The 19,058-nt window shown below is 67.6% G+C and carries 17 protein-coding genes; 3 read left to right on the top strand and 14 right to left on the bottom strand.

Translation table 11 applies throughout. The features are described 5' to 3' along the window. Positions 1 to 452: 452 nt before the first annotated feature. The 3 genes from ACFWPH_RS32940 to ACFWPH_RS32930 are packed head-to-tail and all read left to right on the top strand — an operon-like array spanning position 453 to position 2,882. Entirely contained in the window at positions 453 to 1,427 is a 975-nt protein-coding gene (locus ACFWPH_RS32940; RefSeq protein ID WP_378756183.1) for a hypothetical protein, read from the top strand. Then, on the top strand, positions 1,424 to 2,626 hold the full coding sequence (locus ACFWPH_RS32935; RefSeq protein ID WP_378756182.1) for a hypothetical protein: 1,203 nt from the start codon (positions 1,424 to 1,426) through the stop codon (positions 2,624 to 2,626). The genes ACFWPH_RS32940 and ACFWPH_RS32935 overlap by 4 nt, the downstream gene beginning before the upstream one ends. Then, a complete protein-coding gene (locus ACFWPH_RS32930) occupies positions 2,601 to 2,882 on the top strand; it encodes a pentapeptide repeat-containing protein (RefSeq protein WP_378756198.1) in 282 nt (93 codons plus the stop codon). Before ACFWPH_RS32935 ends, ACFWPH_RS32930 begins: the two co-directional genes overlap by 26 nt. A 175-nt stretch (positions 2,883 to 3,057) precedes the next feature. On the opposite strand, the gene ACFWPH_RS32925 is transcribed toward ACFWPH_RS32930, so the two are convergent. The 14 genes from ACFWPH_RS32925 to ACFWPH_RS32860 all read right to left on the bottom strand — a co-directional run bounded on the left by ACFWPH_RS32925 (position 3,058) and on the right by ACFWPH_RS32860 (position 19,047). After that, on the bottom strand, positions 3,058 to 3,633 hold the full coding sequence (locus ACFWPH_RS32925) for an NUDIX domain-containing protein (protein ID WP_378756181.1): 576 nt from the start codon (positions 3,631 to 3,633) through the stop codon (positions 3,058 to 3,060). 309 nt (positions 3,634 to 3,942) lie between these two features. Beyond that, on the bottom strand, positions 3,943 to 4,872 hold the full coding sequence (locus tag ACFWPH_RS32920) for a hypothetical protein (protein WP_378756180.1): 930 nt from the start codon (positions 4,870 to 4,872) through the stop codon (positions 3,943 to 3,945). A gap of 15 nt (positions 4,873 to 4,887) precedes the next feature. Then, complete coding sequence (locus ACFWPH_RS32915) at positions 4,888 to 5,733, bottom strand: DUF4913 domain-containing protein (protein WP_378756179.1); 846 nt, start codon at positions 5,731 to 5,733, stop codon at positions 4,888 to 4,890. After that, positions 5,730 to 7,583 (bottom strand): type IV secretory system conjugative DNA transfer family protein, encoded by a 1,854-nt coding sequence (locus ACFWPH_RS32910; RefSeq protein ID WP_378756177.1) that lies wholly within the window; start codon positions 7,581 to 7,583, stop codon positions 5,730 to 5,732. Before ACFWPH_RS32910 ends, ACFWPH_RS32915 begins: the two co-directional genes overlap by 4 nt. A 34-nt stretch (positions 7,584 to 7,617) precedes the next feature. After that, a complete protein-coding gene (locus tag ACFWPH_RS32905; RefSeq protein ID WP_378756175.1) occupies positions 7,618 to 8,865 on the bottom strand; it encodes a hypothetical protein in 1,248 nt (415 codons plus the stop codon). A gap of 23 nt (positions 8,866 to 8,888) precedes the next feature. After that, positions 8,889 to 9,821 carry a hypothetical protein gene (locus ACFWPH_RS32900; protein WP_378756174.1) on the bottom strand — a complete coding sequence of 311 codons (933 nt, stop codon included), beginning with the start codon at positions 9,819 to 9,821 and terminating at the stop codon, positions 8,889 to 8,891. Positions 9,822 to 10,023: 202 nt separating this feature from the next. Beyond that, a complete protein-coding gene (locus tag ACFWPH_RS32895; RefSeq protein ID WP_378756172.1) occupies positions 10,024 to 10,965 on the bottom strand; it encodes a hypothetical protein in 942 nt (313 codons plus the stop codon). 52 nt (positions 10,966 to 11,017) lie between these two features. After that, complete coding sequence (locus tag ACFWPH_RS32890) at positions 11,018 to 12,064, bottom strand: hypothetical protein (RefSeq protein ID WP_378756171.1); 1,047 nt, start codon at positions 12,062 to 12,064, stop codon at positions 11,018 to 11,020. Continuing rightward, the gene (locus ACFWPH_RS32885) at positions 12,061 to 12,600 is read right to left on the bottom strand and encodes a hypothetical protein (RefSeq protein ID WP_378756170.1); all 540 of its coding nucleotides are present in this window, start codon (positions 12,598 to 12,600) and stop codon (positions 12,061 to 12,063) included. Before ACFWPH_RS32885 ends, ACFWPH_RS32890 begins: the two co-directional genes overlap by 4 nt. Positions 12,601 to 12,608: 8 nt before the next feature. Continuing rightward, a complete protein-coding gene (locus tag ACFWPH_RS32880) occupies positions 12,609 to 13,343 on the bottom strand; it encodes a hypothetical protein (RefSeq protein WP_378756169.1) in 735 nt (244 codons plus the stop codon). Between the two features lie 41 nt (positions 13,344 to 13,384). Continuing rightward, complete coding sequence (locus ACFWPH_RS32875) at positions 13,385 to 14,527, bottom strand: C40 family peptidase (RefSeq protein ID WP_378756168.1); 1,143 nt, start codon at positions 14,525 to 14,527, stop codon at positions 13,385 to 13,387. A 4-nt stretch (positions 14,528 to 14,531) separates the two neighbouring features. Further along, on the bottom strand, positions 14,532 to 16,238 hold the full coding sequence (locus ACFWPH_RS32870) for a hypothetical protein (protein ID WP_378756167.1): 1,707 nt from the start codon (positions 16,236 to 16,238) through the stop codon (positions 14,532 to 14,534). After that, on the bottom strand, positions 16,235 to 17,707 hold the full coding sequence (locus ACFWPH_RS32865; RefSeq protein ID WP_378756166.1) for an SCO6880 family protein: 1,473 nt from the start codon (positions 17,705 to 17,707) through the stop codon (positions 16,235 to 16,237). The genes ACFWPH_RS32870 and ACFWPH_RS32865 overlap by 4 nt, the downstream gene beginning before the upstream one ends. Continuing rightward, the gene (locus tag ACFWPH_RS32860; protein ID WP_378756165.1) at positions 17,704 to 19,047 is read right to left on the bottom strand and encodes a hypothetical protein; all 1,344 of its coding nucleotides are present in this window, start codon (positions 19,045 to 19,047) and stop codon (positions 17,704 to 17,706) included. The genes ACFWPH_RS32865 and ACFWPH_RS32860 overlap by 4 nt, the downstream gene beginning before the upstream one ends. Positions 19,048 to 19,058: the final 11 nt, after the last annotated feature.

The following is a 19,058-nucleotide window of genomic DNA, read 5'->3' as shown; positions in this document are numbered from 1 at the left end:
GGGTGCCCCTGTTCGAGGCGTGAGATTCGGAAACAGATCGACGAGGATCTGCAACGACAACCGAAATCCCATGGCTTCCTCCACATGTTCGAAACGACTGGATTCACTGCCCGGCAACCAGTTGGATGGCCGCTTGACGAGCCGCATCCGCATCACGAAGGGTCTGCCGGACCCGAGCTACATCCGGCGTTTGCACTCGTCCCTCCGGCAATGCCGCTATCGGTCGTGGTCGCTGGCTGTTCCTGACTCTGCCGGGATACGGTGTCGCATCTCGACACCCACAAAGTGCCCATCTGAAACTTCTTGTGCCACTGCTATCCCCTGCCGTCCCCTCTACGATGAGACAGCCAGCAGACGCAGTGAACCGAAAACCTGAAGGGGTAACAGGGGTGGCAGCATTGGGTACTCGTCTCAAAGCCGTGCTCCGAGCACAGCACCTGCACACACACAGCATGTTCTGCCGCGAATACGACAAGATCGCCGCCACTATCGACCCCGACCTCGTCGGCTCCGCCCCGAAACGCTCACAATTCCACCGCTGGCTATCCGGCGAAGTCAAAGGACTCCCCTACCCCCACCATTGCCGGGTCCTGGAAAAGATGCTGCCCGGCCACACAGCCACCGAACTATTCGAGCCCGACACCACAGAAACGCGGCACGACGAACCCCCGGCCCCCGCACAGCCCCCAACCTCCGGGGCAACACCTTGGGGGCCGACACAGTCGATCGCCGAGGTGAACCGCCGAGAGGTTGCCGGTAACCCGTGGGGCATCGAGGCCGAGACAGAGCGGCTTCCGCAGCTCCTGCTGCCCCTTCAACACGATCGACACCTCACCGATGCGGAAGTCGGCCGGCTCTCCGAGCTCGTCGGTCACATCGTCGACCTCGACCTGCGGATCGATATCGGTATCAGCGCCGACGGTGCTGCGCGGGTGACCTATCGCTATGACACCGTCAACCTGACCGATCAGCCGTTGACCCGAATGTTCCGTGAACTCTGGTTCGAACACACCTCGGGTGCCCTCGAGATCAAACCGATTCGCGAGGGCCCGCGCCGGGTCGCGATCCACCGCACTCACGACACCCCGAACCTGGCCAAGTTCTCCTGTCAGCTCTCCCCCGCACTACAACCGGGCGAATCCGCAGTAGTCGGCTACACCTGCGACGGAGGAGAATTCACCGACGCACTCTACTGGCGGCATTCGGTGTACCGCTACACTCGGTGCCTCACCATCAACCTGAGGCACGCCACTGTCGGCGAGCCGACCACCTGTACAGCGACCGAGGAACATCCCAACGGTGCCGAGAACACCGCCATCGAAGACCTGGTCTGGGACTGCGTACAGGGTGACGCCGTCATCACTCTCACCCGCGAGTACCTTCGTCCCAACCAATCGATCACACTGCGCTGGGAGATCGCCGAGTGAGCACCCGTGACGCCATCGAGCACGCGCTTCGCGCCTGGAACCAGCACGAAACCAACCGCGGCGCCGCCCCGGTCATCGACTTCGACTTCCACCCCACCACCCAGGAACCACTCGCACCCACCGACCGCCTCACCACCTATCTCCGGCTCACCGACCTCCTAAGCAATAGCACCGAACCAGCGCTGACTCAACGGGTCACAGCCGACCTCACCTACCTTCGGGCGCTGCTGGGCGAACACCTGCCGCTGCGCGAATACATCCACGCCACCCAAGGCTGCCCCGCGGCCGGCTGGCCACCCGACTACGTCACCGACATCGGCGAAACCGCTCGCCGCGCCGTCGAAGACCGCGGCATCGCATGGGGCGTGAACACCGTCACCGACCTCGCCGCCGCGGAAGGCCCCCTCGACCCCCGATCGGCTCCCGACGCCATCCGAGCAGCCGCAACCGACCTCGAACCCTCCGTCCGGCGCCTGACCGGAACCGACGCGGACTATGAACTCAGCATCGAAACCGCCGATGTCGATGCCTACTGGTCTTACTGGCTCGACGGCGCCGGACCGCGAGTCCGGCTTCGCCTCAACACTCGCCACGCCTCCTACACCAAAGTCCAGGCCCGGCAATTCGCCCTCCACGAAGTACTCGGCCACGGCCTGCAAAGCGCCAGTATCGCCGCCCGCTGCGCCACCGACGACGTGCCCTGGGTACGGCTGCTATCGGTCCACGGCCCCCAGCAAGTCCTCCTCGAAGGACTCGCGCAGGCCATGCCCCTGTTCATCACCCCCGACGACCCCGCCCTGATCGCCAGAGTGCGGCTGGACCACTACACCCAACTCGTCCGCGCCGAACTCCACCTGGCCATCAACTCCGGAACCCCGATCTCAGAATGCGCCGGCCACGCACGCACCCGGGTGCCGTGGTGGACCAACGACCAGATCGCGAACCTGCTCACCGACCGCAGCACCAACCCCCTGCTACGTACCTACATGTGGGCCTACGCCGCCGGAATCGACTGGTTCACCAACCTCGCCGACCACGCCGAACCCACAGCCATCGACACAGTGCTGCACGCCGCCTACCGCGCTCCACTCACACCCACCGAACTACAACAACTCTGGCCGCAAGGCCCCGCTATCGGCGGGCCAGGATCGTCGATGTCGTCGATCCAGCCGTATATGGTTACGGGTCCGAACGGGTAGAGCGGCCTCCACTGTCCGGGCTCCAAACCAACCGCGGGCCGACGGCGTCGGCGGGGCGGGATCTGCCATAGCGCCGGGATCAGGGGCTGGACTCGCAACCTCCCGCGATGTTCCTCGAGCCTACGCAGCTCCCACCTGCACGGGGCCAATCTGTCCCGAAGCGAACCTCGCCGCCGCCGACCTCACCCACACCGACCTGCGACGCGCCCTACTGATCGGCGCCGACCTCACCGAGGCGAAACTGCCCCCGCAGTGATCAGCCAGCGGCGGATCGCGAACGCGGCAGGGCTCGTCGCCCTCGCGGGCAATCTGCCGCCGCACCACCTCCTGACGGACGACCGCGCGGTGGCCGTGCTTGAAGCGACGTTGGAGGCCACGGGGACGGTCGACTTGCCCGACGCCGAATTGCCGCGAATGACAGACCAGCGTGTTCATCGAGCGGGAGCGGGTTGGAGGACGCTGTCAAAGCTTGCGGATGAACCGAGGAAGGTGGGGGTCGGTGCCCGGCAGGCCGTCGGGGTCGAGGTCCCACCACTGCCCCCGTCGAACTCAGCGGGATCGAGGCCGTAGCTACGGGACCGGTCACCCCGAGCGACATGCCAAAACGAAACATCAACATGGCCAGCGGTTAATCCAACTGTAGGCGTCATGGTCAGGAAGAGGGGCTGATCCCCGACAACATCGAATCTCGGGTCGAACCCGAGTTCCTCGCGCGCTTCCCGACGCGCGGCAATCCGCGGATGTTCGCCGGGCGCCAGGTGCCCGCCCATCGGGAGTTCGAGACCGGACTTGCGGTGTCTACCGAGGTAGATGCCGCGCTTCCTGGGGTCGACCAAGACCACGTACGCGACCAAATGCTGCGGCGGATTCGCCGGTGGAACCCGCCGGAAGATGTCATCGGTTTGAGCGAGCCAAGCCAGTGTCTGCTCGATGTGTTGCTGTTCGACCTCGTCGATCGGCGTGATCGCGGCAACAAGATCAGCGATGGCTGCGGTGGCGGGCTCCATGTCGCGCGAGCATAGCGACGCCCTGCGACACCTGAGAAGGGTCTGTCTTGTTCGACCGGTCGGTGCAAAGGTGCGATCAGGTGACCTTGCGCAACCATCCTGACAGGACGCGCCGACGGTGTTGCCGAGTTTTTTGAGACACCGACGAGCGCACGGTCGCCGGTTAGTGCGGGGCCGTTTCCCGTAAGGACTCAGCATTCACGTTGCATTCAGCATGTGCCGGGACTGCTGCGGTGGGCCGTCCCCGGTGGCGATGCGAGGCGTAACACGCAGCGGGGCAGGAGGTTCATGTGCCGGGGTCATGTGGGATTACGGTGCATGTCCGGCATCGAGGGCGGGTGAGCCCGTAGGGCCGGGGGCAGGTTCCGTGTCGGTGACCCAGGCGCCGGGGTGGTGGGGCCGGGCGGTGGCCGGGGTGTCGTGGGACTCGTCCACGCCGTGCGGGTCCATGGCGTCGACTGCGGCGTCCATCGCGCAACCGGGGTGCTGGCCCTGGTTCGGGGACAAGAGTTGTTGATAGTGGTGGAGGGTGCGGAGTTGGGGTATCAGGGTCGCGGGGGCCGGAATCGGGTGGTTGTCGGTGGTGATTCCCGCGGCGGCGAGGACTTCGGCTTGCCGTTTGTAGCTGCTGGTGTCTTCGCGGGCGAGGCTGCGCCAGCGTTGGGCGAGGACGTCGGGGCCGCTGGTGGCGAGGGTGGAGCCGACGACGGTTTTCCAGTCGTGTGCGCGGCCCCAGACGCGGCCGATTTCTGTGGTGTCGGTGGTGAGCAGTGCGGTGACCGCGGCGGTGCGGGTCCACAGGGCGCGCAGGTTGCGGTCGAAAGCGGTGGCGGTGCCGGCTTCGCGGACGGCGCCGATGTGGCCGTAGCCGACTGCGGTGGCGATGTGCTGGCGGAGCCGGTGCACGTCGGTGGCAAGGACGGCGAGCAGGTGGTCGCGGTCGACGGATGGTTCGGGGATGCGCAGATACAGGTCCGGACGCCATCGTATTCCTTTGCCGGCGCGTTCGCGCACGTGATCGAGCCAGGTTTGGGGGACACCGCCGGCGAGGGCGGCGTTCTGGAGTTCGTGACGTAGGACGGCGTTGCGGTGCATTTTCTGGTACACAAGCCGTGCGGGTGGTTCACCGAATCGTTCGCGTTCGGTTTCTCGCATCCGCATCTCTCGCGCGGTCACGGTCTGGTTCTGTAACCAGCGCAGGACTTTCGATTGTGCCGGGGTGGGCGGGATCGGGGGCATCGCCGACACTCCAGGTCACGGCCGTAGGGCGCGGAAGTCGGGGCCGAAGCCGAGCCGGTCGATGGTGGTGTCGGTGGCGAACCAGGCCGACGGGATCGACGCGGCGGACAAGGCGCCTACGTCGACGTGGCGGGTGGGCGTGCATCGGTGTAGAGGCCCGTTGGCGGCATCGAGGATGTATTTCATTTGTGGGTCGATGTGGCGGACGAACGCGGTGCTCATGGCGGTTTTGTCCGGGGCGGTCAGGGCGGCTTCGAAGGCTTTGTGCAGGGCGGCGAAGCGGACGACGACCGCTTGGTGGCGCCACCATTGCCGGCACCACGTGTAGTGGCCCTCGCGGTTGTCGGCGGCGATCCTTACGGCGGTGACCGGCAGAAGCCAGTCCTCGACGAAGTAACTGTGGTGCGGGTAACGAGGTGACTTCTTCCTCTCCTGCTCCCCGCCGGCGCCGTCCGTCGTGGAGGTGAGGGCGGATCGGTGAAACCATCGGTCAGGGACGGGGTCGAACGCCAGGGCCGGGGTGTCGAGATGGCGGGCGCGGGTGCAGCGGTGCAGGGGCCCGTTGGCGGCGTCGAGGATGTAGCTCATGTGCGGGTCGATGTGGGAGATCAGCAGGCTGCTGACGCCGTTACCGGCGCCGGAGCGGCGGGTGGCTTCGAACGCGGTGTGCATGTGGGCGATCCGCACGGCGACGGGGCGGTGGACCCACCACTGCCGGCACCAGGTGTAGGTGCCCTCGCGGTTGGCTTCGGCCAGCCGCACACTGATGGTGGGAAACAGCCACCGGTGGGCGAAGTCGGTGAAATGCCGGAATACCGGTGGTACCGGGCCCTTTCCGGGGCCCGAGCTCGACGCGCTCACCGGTGTTCACCCCCGGCTTCGGGCAGCGCCGGTGCCTGGGCGGGCTTCTCGAACTGCGTCAGGGAGGACCCGATGTCGGTGGCGTATTCGGTGTCCTGCCACCAGATTTTGCGGACGAAGACCGGGCCGTGCCCGGGCAGCCGCACCAGGGCACGGTCTTTGGGCAGCGCGGCGAGCAAGGAGATGTCGAGGATGGGTTCGGAGCGCCAGGACAGGCTGCGTTGGGTGCCTTGGTGTCCGTGGCTACGGGAGCGGTCGGCGACATCGTGCGGGCCGGCCATCTGCGACCAGTGCTGCAGGTAGTCGACCGCGGCAATCCCACCGCCGTAGACCTCGATGGACTGAGCGCGCATCGTCGCCAAACCATTGGCGCCCCAAAGGTCTTCACCTTGTTCGAGGACTTGAAGGATGGTGATGATCACGATCCCGCAGCCGCCGGCGTAGGTGTAGTAGGAGGGCAATTCCCCGATCCGGGCGCAGTTGGCAGCCTCGTCCAGCACGGCCAGCAAGGGCACGGCGAGGCGACCGTCGGGGCGGGCGCGGGCATTGTCGAGCGCGGCTTCCAGGATTTGCCCCACCAGCGCGGAGATCAGTGGTGTGGCGCTGTCGTGGCCGGCCATCGACAGTGCGTAGAGGGTGTCGTTGGAGGTCACGAAGTGGCTCGGTGAGAATTCGGGCAGCTGGTGGGTGGGAGCGAGTTCGGTGCGCTCGAAGACGGTCACGGTCTCCCCGATCTCGGGGTCGGCGCCTTCCGCGGCCTTGACCTCGCATCGACATGGTGGGGTGACCATGAGCGCGTATCCCTTGTCCGACAGCACGTTCAAGAACCGGCGGGCCATGTCGTAGAGACCGTCGCGTTGGCGGGCGTAGAGGCCTTGGCATTCGGTGATGCGGGCGGCGGGGCGGGGGTGGCCGTGGTGGCGCAGGATCAGTGCGGGGGTGTCGTCTTGGTCGTGGCCGAGCCATTCGGCCACATGCAGCAGATCGCCCTCCGCGCAAGCGGCCGCGAAGATATACAGGGCCAGCAGTTCTTGGGCTCCGCCGTCGAAGTAGGAGTCCACGCGGGCGTTGGCTGCTTGGGCGGCGGTGCCGGTGGAGGCCGAGACGAAGAACCCCGCGAGTTTGCGGGCGGCAGGCAGGTTGGTTACTCCGCTCAGGAGGTTGACCCAGAAGTCGCATTGCACTTCGCCGGTGACTGCTTGCAGGTCGCAGACCCATGTCCGTCCGTGGCGGCGGCGCCCGTGCAGGGTGTGGCGGAGTAGGTCGGGTTTGTTGCTGGTGGCCAGACACGGGCCCCAGGCGGCCAGGACCGCAGGGATGGCCCAGGCCATGGTTTTGCCGGTGCGGGTGCCCGCGGCGATGGTGACCCCGAGTTCGGCCGGCACATGCAACCCGATGCCGCCGATCACCGTCCGCCCCAACGGCGGTCCGGGCAGCGCACGGGTCTGTTCGTCGGCATCGCGCAGCAGCCGCTGGTTGGCGGCAAGGTTGTCCTGGATCCGAGCCATGCGGATCTGGCTGGGGCGTTGCATGGTGCGTGCAGCGGCGTCGATTTCGCTTCCGGCCGCCCATTTCCGCCGCGCGGCGAAGGCAGCGGTGACAGCGAGGGCGGTGAAGAGCGCGGCGGGGATGGTCGCCTGCCACGGCCAGCTCCGTTGCCCGAACGCGACTTCGGCGAGCGCGGTGACGGGGTTGGCGGTGACCGGGCGCCCGGCGGCGGTGTTGCCGATGCTCAGCGCTGCCCAGGCGGCAAGCCCGGCCACGATTCCGGCCAAGGCCAGGGCGAGCAGGGTGGTTTCCTCGCCCATTCCGCGGGTGGCGCGGCGGCGGGTTTCTCTTGTCGCGAACACGAATAAACCTCCAGATCGAGGCGTAGGTGGACGGCTACAGGTGGATCTCGATATCGCGGGCCGTCGAGGGCGGAGGCGACGGCGCGTGAGTGTCGATCTCGTCCCAGAACTCGGCACCGATGTCGCCGGCCGGAAAAGCGGCGTCGACGGCGTCACTGATCACCGCGCCTGGCCCTTCTGCGCCGTGAAGGGCGACCCCGTCCGTGACGCCGGACGCCAGTCCGGCGTCGACGCCGATGTCCTTGGAAACGGGGGTGCCTGTGCGCAGGGCGGCGGCTTCGGCGCGGGCGTGATCGCGTTCCTGGATCAGGGAGGCAATGCGGCCCATCCGGGGGCTTCCAGGACGGTCACTCCAGTAGGTGCCGCCGCATCCGGCGTGGTAGACCGCATCGACGTCGGCAGGGGCGGCTCCGTCGGTCAGGGCCGCGGTCCGCACCGAACGCGCGGCGGCGATCAGCTGTTCCAGGCGCTCGATCTGATCCTGATCGGAATCCAGGGTGCCTTCCCAGCGACCGACCAGCCGGGTGTGCTCGGCGGTCAGGTCTTGCAGTTGGCGCAGCGCGGCGATCTGGCGGGCCTCGCTCTCGGCCTCGCCGCTGTAGTCGTAGACGATCGGTGCGGTGCGCCGTTCGGCGGGCAGCAGCGCGGCGCGGGCCTCGGCTCCGGTGTCGAGGTCACCGAGTGCCTCTTCCTCTCCGAGTAGCAGATCGGTGGCCTCGATGATGGCTTCGACCTCGACCATGCCGGCCAGATTCTCCGCGCGCCCGCCGAGGGCCCGGTCGAAAGCTGTCGGCCGCGTGGAAGCTTCAGCGGCGGACGCCCGCTGAGGCCGGCGCCCGGCACTGCGGTCAGGACTCGGGGCCACGGAGGGGTTCTGCGGGAACCAGCGAGCTTGGTCCTGCGCAGATCCAGCGACCCCCTCCGCCAGGCGTTCGGTGATCAGGCCGGTGTCGCGCAGCGTGCGCCAGGCCGGATTGTGTTCGCGGGCGCCCGGCGGCAGGGCTGTGGTGAGCTGCTCGTAGATTCTGCGGGTGGCATCGGGCCGGTGCTTCCACCGGTCAGCGGTGGTCTGCAGCTCCTGCCACACGGCCCGCCATCGCGGCTTGGGATGGCCCTTCCATTTCGCAGCCAACCCGTCGGCGACCGCGGTCCGCTCGGCCGCGACCTGCGGGGTTGCGCTTTCAGGAGCGATATCGCGGGAGAGCCAATAGTAGTGGGCGAAATCGGCCCGTAGCTGGGCTTCGCCCCTGCCGATACCGGTGTAGTGGGCGGGGTTTGTCATCCCTGTCGTTGTCGATGACCGGCTCATGGTGTCGCCTCCGGTTCGGGTCCTGACCCGGTGGCGGGATCGGTCGGTGGTGGCCCGTCTTCGCTGGACCATGCGTCGGCCTGGCCAGAGAGTGCTTCCTCGATCGCCGAGGTGATCGCTTCACCGATCTCGGTCGTGGTATCCGATGGTGGATCGGTCTCGGTCTTCATGCCGGGATCGGGTTCACCGCTGCGGTCCGCAGGGGCGATCATCTCGTCCGGCGTCGGGCCTGTCCGGTAGGTGCCTCGTTCCCACTGGTAGTCCTCGATCTTGTCCCACAATTGGGTGACTTCGCGGCGGGCGTGGTCGAGGCGTTCTTCGAGCTCGGCGATTTTTCCGGGGGTGGGTGACAGGCGCTGGCTGAGTTCGGCGTTCGCCCGCTCCAGCGCGGCGATCTTTTCTCGCTGTGCACCGATGGTTTGCCGTTGGGCGGCGATCAGTTCTTGGCCGACGGTGAATGACCGTTCGTAGGCATCGATCAGGTCGTGGGCCTGTTCGAGGTCATCGGAGAGTTGTTCGATCCGGCCCAGGTGCTGGTGGCTGGGGCCGTGGACCCAGGGGGTTCCGGTTTTGCCGGTTTCTTCGGCGGTGTCGATATCTGCTGGCGGGACGCCTTCGTATTCGGCGGCGAGCCGGGCTCCGTTGAGCGCGTTGAAGGTCAGATCCATACGGGAGCGTTCGAGCTCGCTCAATTCCAGATAGGACCGGTCTTTCATCAGGCGGGCGCGCAATGCGGAGAGGTTCTGGATTTCGCGCAGACACGAGGCGTGGATGCTGTCCAGACGAGCCTGGGCAGGGCCGTAGTCGTGCTCGATGGGGCCCAGCCGCACCCCGTACGGAATTCCGGCGGCCTTGTACAGGTCGCGTAGTTGCTGTTCTCGGTCCGGACCGGCTGCAAAGCCAGGTCCTTGGGAAGTGTTTTTGGACATCGTTTCTCGTCCCTCGTGGTGATGAGGTGTGGACCACCGGCCGCCTCGTTGGTGTGGCCGGGGTGGATCGGATGTCCCCTGAGGAAGTGGTTGGGGGGTTGACCATCGTGGCCGGTACCCGCGGCCACTGGTCGGTGATGGTCACCGCATACGGAGATCGAGTTCGTGGAGTGCTCGTGTGCTGTGGTTGTGCAGGGAGTGGTTAGTAGCCGAGTCCGTGATCGGTTCCCGGCGGGACCGGTGTGGTGGCGGTGGGGTCGGGGTCGGTGTCCCATTCCGTCCCATTGCCCTCGGGCAGCATCAACTCGACTACCGTGCCGATCTGCGTGCCTGCGCCGTCGGGGGCGAGGTGTTCGAGGGCGGGATCGCTGAATTCGGTGTGCAGCATCAAGGTGGCGCGGTCCATCATCTGCTGCGGGGTCGGTGGCCGAGCCCAGTCCACCGCCGCGCGCACGGGTCGTTCCGGGAGATACGGGGGAATGCCGGCGGGATCGGCTGCGGCCCACCAATGCCAGGTGTCGGACAATTCGCGATCGGTGAGCCCGCTGATTGTGGCTGCGTGCCAGCGGTGCACGTCCAGCGAGCTCCACAGGTGCGTGCCTTCGTCTCGGGTGAGCGCGGCGGCCTTGGAGAGGGCGTTGATGCGGTGGTGCAGGGCGGTCATGTTTGCCGAGAACCGGCCCTCGACGGCCGGGTTCGGTGGGTGTGGCCAGCGTCCGGTCGCGACCCGGTCGGCGTGGGCGGCGGAGAGGGCGGCCATATGCTGCATGTGCCACAGGTCGGCGCTGAGCATGTCCAAGCACCAGTCCTGGATCTGGTTGTCGCGGGCCGGCAGGGCCGGGGCGGGGAGTTTGGCCGCGGACACTTGGCCGGTGGCGCCGAGTTCGCGGGCTGCGGCGATCCACCGCAGGGGGACCCCTGCGGTCCAGGCGGCGTATTCGGCTTGTTCCCGCTGCGTCGTCAGGTCTTCGAGCCGGTCGCGCCACGCCTGGTGCGGGCTGCCGTCTACTTCTGGTCGGTCGAAAACCTTCTCGCCGGCCTTCTCGACACGCACATGCTCGGCGGCCAACCCCTGGACACGTCGGAGCATGTCCGCCTGCCAGGCGCCCACCCGGTCCGGGACCGGGCGATCAGGTGTAGTCATCGTCTATCCTTCCTTCCTCTTCCACTAGATGTGGTCACGAACATGGAGGCAGTCACGGTTCCGGCCCGACGTCCGGTACCGGAGCAGTCCCGGGCCGGACCGGAGGTTCGGGGCCGGAATCGAATTCGAGGTCCTCAGCGGACAGGTCGCTCAGGCCGGCGGCATCGAGGGCGTCGTCGATCGAGGTGGACTCGCCGGTCAGCGATGCAGAGTCGAGGTCGGCGGCGAGGTGTTCGAGGTAGGTCGCGGCGGTCAGTTCCTCGGTCAGCGCGAAGACGTCGTCGAGGCCGACATCGCCGACGACCCGGCCGGCGCCGACCGGTCCGGTGTCGACGCCGGCCATCTCGACATCGGTGATATCGAGGTCGTCCGGCTCGGCATCCATCACCACGCCCTCGCTCACCCCGGTCCCGTTCGGGAGATCGCTGGGGTCGAGACCGGTGTCCTCGGCGAACCTCCGCTGATAGGCATGGACGTGGCCGGCGTGCAGGTCCGACAGCCCAGCGGCGCCGGTCGCGGCGGCGAACCCTGCTGCCGAGGCGGCTGCGGAGCCGGTATCCCCGGCGGCGGTGAGCGAGTCGGTGAACCCCGCAGCGCGGCGGCGGATGTCGATGAGTAGTTTCTTGTACTCGACTTCGAGGTTGTGCAGTGTCGTGTCGTGGGTCTCGCGGCGCCGGTAGCCGTCCATCCGCGCCTCGTGCAGTTCGCGACTCTGATCGCGCTGGACGCGGTCGGTCTCTTCCCGGCTGTGCTGATTGGTTTCCCCGCGCTGGTACTGCGCGTTCTTGAATCGCACTTCGAGGTCGAAAAGATCCTCCGCGCGGCTGTTGCGGTCTTGGACCTCGATCAGCCGGGCCTGGTTCAACGCGTGCTCGTCGCGCGCCTTGTCCACGCTGGTGTGCCAACGCAGTTGATGCTCGACAAGTGAGCGGTGTTCCTTGGCCTCGGCATGCTGCAGGCGCTGGTCGAATTCGGTGCGGGAACGGGCTTCGCCCCCGCGGCGCTGCAGCAGGTTCGACATCATCGCCGCGGTTTGCATGGACTGGATGAATCCGGTGCGTATCGCCTGACCGGATTCCTCCACCGGGTCCCCGGTCATGACCGCACCCCCAGCCCCGACAGCAGCCACGGCCCACCGACGTCACGCTCAGCGCTCGCATACACCGCGAACTCCGCCACGGGCGTGTCGCCGACGCTGAGGCTGACCGCGAGAACACGATCGACGGTCTCGTTGGTGTCGGCGGGGTGGTCGTCGCCGGTCACCGTCGCCCTCGCGGTGACCGGGACTTGCTGCTGGCGCCATCGATGCCACTGGCTGGTGGTGATCGGCGCCCACACGCCCGCTGCGTGTTCTGCTTGCGCGGCCAACCGGGCCTGCAGGAGAGGTCGTGCCCGGACGAACGCTGCGCGTGGATCAGGGTCTTCGGCAGGTCGGTAGTCGAAGATCGCGGTCACCGCGGCATGCAGGACGTCCTCGGCCGAGCACGGATCGATGTGCTGGTAAGGGGAGGCAAACCCCGCGACAGGGCACGCATCGGTTTTCGCGGCGCGGTCGGGGGCCGCAGTCGCGCCGCAGCCCGTCGCGGCGAGTGCAGCTAGGACGACTGCGCCGACGGCGAGTGTTGTGGTGTTCATCAGAAGCCCTACCTTTCGTACTCGGTCAGTGGGGCCAGGTCCGGTCGCGACGGCCCGGGTGACCGGGGTGCGGCGTTCGTGGCAGTGCCGTCGGTGGCTCGACGAGCTCGGTCGTCCGGTTCCCGGGGACGGCCCGGATCCTGGGGATGACGCAGCGTTGACAGGTCGATGCCGCGCCAGTCGACGACCTCGCCCGCACAGCGCTCGGCGGCGGGGTTGTGCACCGCCACCACCGTCGCCTCCAGCACCAGCGCAGCGGCGAGCGCTTCACGGCGCAGGCTCTCCAAGTCGAGGCCGCGGCCGCGGTCCAGCCGCAGATCCAGCGTCGCTGCCGCGGTGTGCAACTGTTCACGGGCCTGGCCGGCGAGCCAGATAGCGTGCAGCGCCGAGGTTTGGGCGGCTTCGATCCCCCCAACAGTGGTAGGGATTCGGTCGCGCCAGATCACCTGGCCGTCACCGCGACACAGGGTGAAGGTGGTCAGTGTCGCCGCCGACCACACGGTCAACCGTGGCCCGTGGCATGCCGCGTCGGCCACGCGTTGTTCCTCGGCGCGATGGGCGTTCTCGGCGTGGCGTAGTCCGTCGTAGTCGATCCCGCCGATATCGAGCAGCGCGTCGAGGAACCGGTTGAAGCTGCGGGTGTCGGTGAACCGGTGCTGGGCGGCGACCTGGTCGAACTGGTCGGTGCGGGTGAAGGTGTGCAGCTGCGGCAGCCGGACCCGCACCACCATCTCCGGGGTCACCGCCCCACCATGTCCATTCCGCCGCGACGGGTTCGTACCGGTCATACCTGCCGCCCCTCCGTTCCCGGCGTCGGGTCATCCTGGCGTCCGCCGCCGGGTGGGGTGTAGCGGCGCACATCCATTCGTTCGCCAACCCACTCCGAAAGGGGTGCCACTGTGACGTTTTGGCCGGTGGTCGGTGCATGCAGCAGAAGGTCTGCGCCGTGTTCGTTGCGGCCGTAGTAGATGCCGACATGATGGGAGTCGGAGTCACCGGGGATGGTGAAGAAGATCAGGTCGCCGGGCGCCTTCTGGTCGAACGGGACCGGCTGGGCGCTGGGATCGTCTTGCTGTGCCTGGGTGTAGTGCGGCAGCCGGGTCCGGCCCTGTGAGGCGTGGTAGATCGCGTACAGGGTCAGCCCGGAGCAGTCGAAACCGCCGCCAGTGGGGCCGTGGACGTCGCCACCACCCCACACATACGGGAACCCGAGCCACTGTTCGGCGTGCTCGATGACCGCTCTCCCGAACTCCGAGTCCCGGGCGGTCAGCGGCGCACCGGAGCCGGAGGTCACACACCCCGCCACCATGCCGCTCTCCGACCCCGGCGCGGCCGGGCCCGGGTCGATATCGGCGAACATCGCATACAGGTTCCGTGCCAGATCCATCTGCGCGGCGTAGGCGTTCACCGCGGAGCGTTCGATCGCCTGCGCCAGTTCCGGCGGCGACATCTGTGTCGCGGCGGCACCGAGAGCTGCGGCTTGGTCGTAGAACCAGTTGATCTGATACACCGGGTCCATCAACCTCGCGATACCGACCTCACCCCACACGCTGACGCGCAGCTGGTGCGGGCCGACCGAATCATGATCGGCACCGACACCGTCGTTGGCGTAACGCAGCGACTCGAGAACGTTGCTGTTGGCGAGGTTGCGGAAGCTCGACTCGGTGGCTTGGGCAGCCAGCTCGGCCACGATCACCGATTCCGGCATCCCGCGCCGGACGCCGATGACGACACCGTCACGCGCCAACCGCAGTTGCGACTCCGACAGCCCGGCCACCGTTACACCGGTTGCACCGTCTGTCCCGGCCGCGGCCGGTGCTGCGGCACACGAGACTGGATCGTCGACGGCGACGACCAGGATCAGCAGCAGAAGCACGGTGGCCGGGATCCCGATCCCCGCAACTGCCCACGTTTTCGTCGCATCCATCGGTTCACCCGCCCCGGCTGCCGGGCAGATTCTGAAACCGCCGATTCGTGTTGTGGATATCGGCACTACGTTCTGTGGGCGTGAATTCCAGGCGGAACGGCAGTCCCGGTTCACCGGATTCGCCGGTTTTCAGCAGGAAGCAGCCCACCCCGGGTGGCGTGTCGGCCCGGGTCGGGTCCAGGTCGTCGTCGCTGGGTGGTCGCGGCGCAGCCCACGAGGTGACCAACAGCTTCTCGGTGTCGGTGATGCCGACTGCACCGCGAAGGCGGTCGATCTCGTCCGGGCCGACGGGCCCGATGATCTTGGCGCGGGCACGTTCGAAGAAGCCGAGCGCTTTGGCTTGGGCGGCGGGGGAATCGAACGCGGACAGGTCTTTGACGGTGTGCGAGCACATCACCAGCCCGGTGCCCAGAGGGCGGTTGAGCCGGGTCAGGGCATCGACTCGGTCGACCATGAACTCCCCCACTCCCAGGACCCGCCAGATCTCGTCCATCACCACTTCGAACACCCGTGGTGGGGTGAGGCCGGCGTCGGTGAGGGCGTGGGCGGCGGCCACCGCGCCGAACCCGTCGGACCAGCAGACCATGAGTACCGCGGCCAGGAGTTTGGTGTCGCCTTCGGGGATGCGGGACACATCCACACACACCGCCGGGGACGCCAGGTCCAGGCGCGTGGCGGTAGGCCCGTTGAACACCGCGCCGAACGGTCCCTCGACCAGCGCGCGCAGGGAGCGGCGCAGGGTTTTCGTGCTTGCCCGGTAGGTTGTGGGGTCGTCCTCTTCGGCGAAGCGCAGCAGCCGGTCGGCGCCGGCGGAGATGACGTCCAGCAGGTCCGACAGCAGTGGTGGCCGGTCGTGAGTGAAGCCACCGGCAGGACTGTAGAGTTCGCGCAAACCGGCGGCGAGCAGGGTTTCTTCGTAGTCGGCGACACGCGAACCGCGCACCAATTCGATCAGACCGGCCACGATCTGGACCTGACCGGCTTCCACCCGCGCAGCGATCCGACGCCGCTGATCCGCATCGGGAAGCCGGTCCAGGATCTGCCCGAGCGCCCCGATATCGAGGGGGTTGATCGTCCCGTGCCCGTACCCGACCTCGACCACCTGCCCGCCGAGACGTTCCACCAAGTCGCGGTAGTCCGGTTTGGTATCGCCCAGACACAGCACCGTCTCCCCCGCCGCGACCGCGCCGGTCACCACCCGCCGGATCAGCGAGGACTTCCCGAAACCATTCAACGCCAGCACGAACGCGATCGGGGAAGTGATGAAACCCTTCAGAAACCACGACATCGGATCGAAATGCACCGGAGCACCGGTGATGTAATGCGTGCCCACCGGGGTGCCGACGGTCGGGGCGCTCGCACCGACCGCGAACGGCCACAACCCGGCAACCTGCACCGTAGTCGACCGCCATTCCGGCATCGCCGCCACCACCGAAGCCCGGCCCCCACCGGCGCCGGCATACCCGCGGTCGGTCACTGTGGCCAACGGGCGGTCGAACCCGTCACCGACGGCGCTCGGAACCCGGCCGGTGGCGGTGGCGCGCCGGTGATCATCGCTCGACAGCGCCACCCGCGCCCACCATCCCCGAACCCCCGACTGGGCCGCGGCAGCTTCGGTCTCGGCACGCGCGGCGGCGGTCAACACCCGCACCCCGGCGACGATCTCGGTGCGGGCCGGCGGCGCCTGCTTCGCTTTCCGCGTGCTGCTCATGCCGACACCCGCTTCGAAATCGAGGCATGTTCCGGCAACACCAACCCGATACCCAGCGACGCCGCGAACGCCGCGGCCTGGCTGCCGTAACAGCGGCGCACCCCCAACCGCGACGCTGCGGCCATCCCCTGCACGGATGCTTCGATACCCGGCAGGTCGGCGTCGAGATGGTCGGTGACCGTGACCAAAAGCCCGAACCGGGTCAACCCGGCGCCGCGGGCCTGCTCATCACGGGCAGCGCTGGTATTGCCGACCCTGATCCGTGCTGCGGCCGAGGAGATACCGCGTTCGGTCTGCTCCGCGGCGACCGCATCCCGGAAATCCGAGTCGACCAATGTGGTCGCCTCGGCAGCCGAATGTAGCCGGTAAACAATCGCGACTCGCTTACGCGGCACGTCAGCGCGAGGACGCAGGAGCTCTTCCAGGACGGTTTCCATCACCGCCCCACGCGGGGCGGCATCCATCTCCCACGTGATCGACCGCGCCCCGTCGTGCACGTAATGGTCCCACCGGTCGACGTGGGCCAGCGGGCCCACGCTGTCCCAGGACTGGCTCGTGGCAATCGTGGGGCCGGCGATCTCCACATCACGTTGAGAGGCCAGGTCGTAGCGGGAACGCACCAACCCCAGCACCTCCCACGCCTGCAACGGAGTCGCCGGCAGCCCGGCACGCGCCAGCTGCGACAACACACCCTGCAGCCGCTGCCCGATCTCACGGGCCTGCTCCGCGGTATCGCGACGGATACGGCCCCGCCCGATCGCCCGATAGGTCACCGCGATCCGGGCCTCGATCCGCACCCCGACCCCGCCAGTATCGGCGGCGGCCTCCCGCATCACCGCCCGCGCATAAGCCGGTGCATCCAGGCGCACCAGCCGCGCGACCTCCCGGGCCTGTTTGAACCGGGTCTCCACCACGTTCTCCAGGACCGCAGTCACAGCGACGACTTCCCCGCCGCGGGACTGGGCGGCCAGGAACTGGCCATAGCCTTCCACCCAGGCATCGATTCGATCCTGATCAACCAGCTCCTTGCCACGCGGCACCACCCGCAACACCACCGTGAAATGGTCGGTACGGCGAATATGCAGCATCGCGAACCGCTTCCCACCCGGCGTCTCATATTCGGCGAGACTCGAATCAGCCAACAGGCCAGGAAGTTTCGCGATGCCCGGGATGCGCGCGAAGCGGCCGGCTCGATAAACGTGCTCACCGCGAGCGCGGGCAGCCGCGAACTGAGCGCGCAACAGCGCCAACTCCCAGCCGGTACGGCCACCCCGAGTGACCGCGAGCGGGGTGAACACCACCACCGCGACCGCCAGCAAGATCCCGGCCACCGACAATGAGCGGGTAAGCATGAACCCGACCATCACCGTGATGACCAACCCGAGCCCGAGTAACGACACACCCCAGGTGAGGCCGAAAAATCCTGCTGAACGTGGCTTTTCCCACCGCCCGTACACCCGTGCCGTCACCGCCGCACCTCCCCCGGCCCCAGAGCATCGGGATCCCACTGTTCCCCGGCCGCGTGGCGCGTCTGGGAATCGATCGCCGACGCGCCCTGTTGCGCCACATCAGCGCCAACTTGCGCAGCCATGACTACAGCGCCGGCCGCACCAGCCGCCGCACTTGCGGCTCCCGAGCCTGCCGCAGATCCGCCAGCGCCCGCAGCGCCTGCTCCCGGCGATTTCGTCCCGCCGCCGGATCGGGCGCTGCTGCTCCCGTGTGCTGCGGGCGCGCCACCTGAACGGCTACCCCCGGGTCCGCCTCGAGAGCTGACCGGTCCTGCGCTGCTGGATCCGCCGCCCCCGGGGCTCCCACCACCATCGCCGATCGGGCGACCCCCACCACCGGACGGCCCGGGCGCCGATCCGCCAGCTTGCGCTCCTCCGGGGGAGTTCTCTCCTTCGGTGACCTTGCGACCGTTGGAACGGCTACCCGCGGACGACATCGCGATACCGACGGCGCCACCGGCCAGCGCGGCCCCGGCACCGCCGCCACCACCCAATACAGAGACCGCAGGGGCCACCAGCCGGATCAGCGCCGGCAGCACGATGACCGACATGATCATCAGCAGCAGCCCGAGAAGAATCAGGTGGGGATCGTCGCCGCGGCCGGCGACGGTGAACGCAATCGCGTACACCAGTGCCCCCACCGGTTTCCACAGTACGAACGCGAGTGACCAGCCCAGCAGTTTCTTGTAGGACTGCGAACCCGGGCCAGTGCCGGATGCCGCCGCGGCCATCGGGATCACCGCCACCGCCACGATCAGCAGCACCTGCCGGGTCACGAGCATGACCAGTTGCACCAGCATGCTGATCACTCCCAGTAGACCGAGTACCAGCATGATGCCGGTGCCGATGGGAACCACCTGACCGGCGGCGTTCAACTCGATCAACCGCTTCATGACACCGTCGAGGTCGCCGCGGGTGGCATCGAAGATCACCCAATTGGAGAATTCGTCCCCGGCCCGGGTTCCGGCCGTGATCACTGCCGCGAACAGCATGGATGCGAATACCGCCCGTGCCAGCATCACAAAACTTTCCTGTGCTTCACCGGCGACACCGCCGCGTTTCGCCAGCGCCAGACGTGCTGCTGCGAACAGGATTCCGGCGATAAGTAGCAGTGCTTGCAGGTCACTGGTGTAGCCGCGAATATCGGTCAGCACTGATCCTGGACCGCCAACCGATGTGGTCAGTTCCGGCGACGGGAGAGCCGTCCACCACGTCATCACTATGCGCAACAGCTCGGAAAACCCCTCCACCAATTCGCCGGCCATACTTTCCATCGCCGTGGTGGCGACTTCGGGCAGCACCGCTCCCCCTA

Origin of the sequence: Nocardia sp. NPDC058499 (assembly GCF_042719915.1) — a bacterium.
GTDB lineage: Bacteria > Actinomycetota > Actinomycetes > Mycobacteriales > Mycobacteriaceae > Nocardia.
Note: the sequence above shows the minus strand (reverse complement) of the source record. Positions and strands in the feature narration are given on the sequence as shown.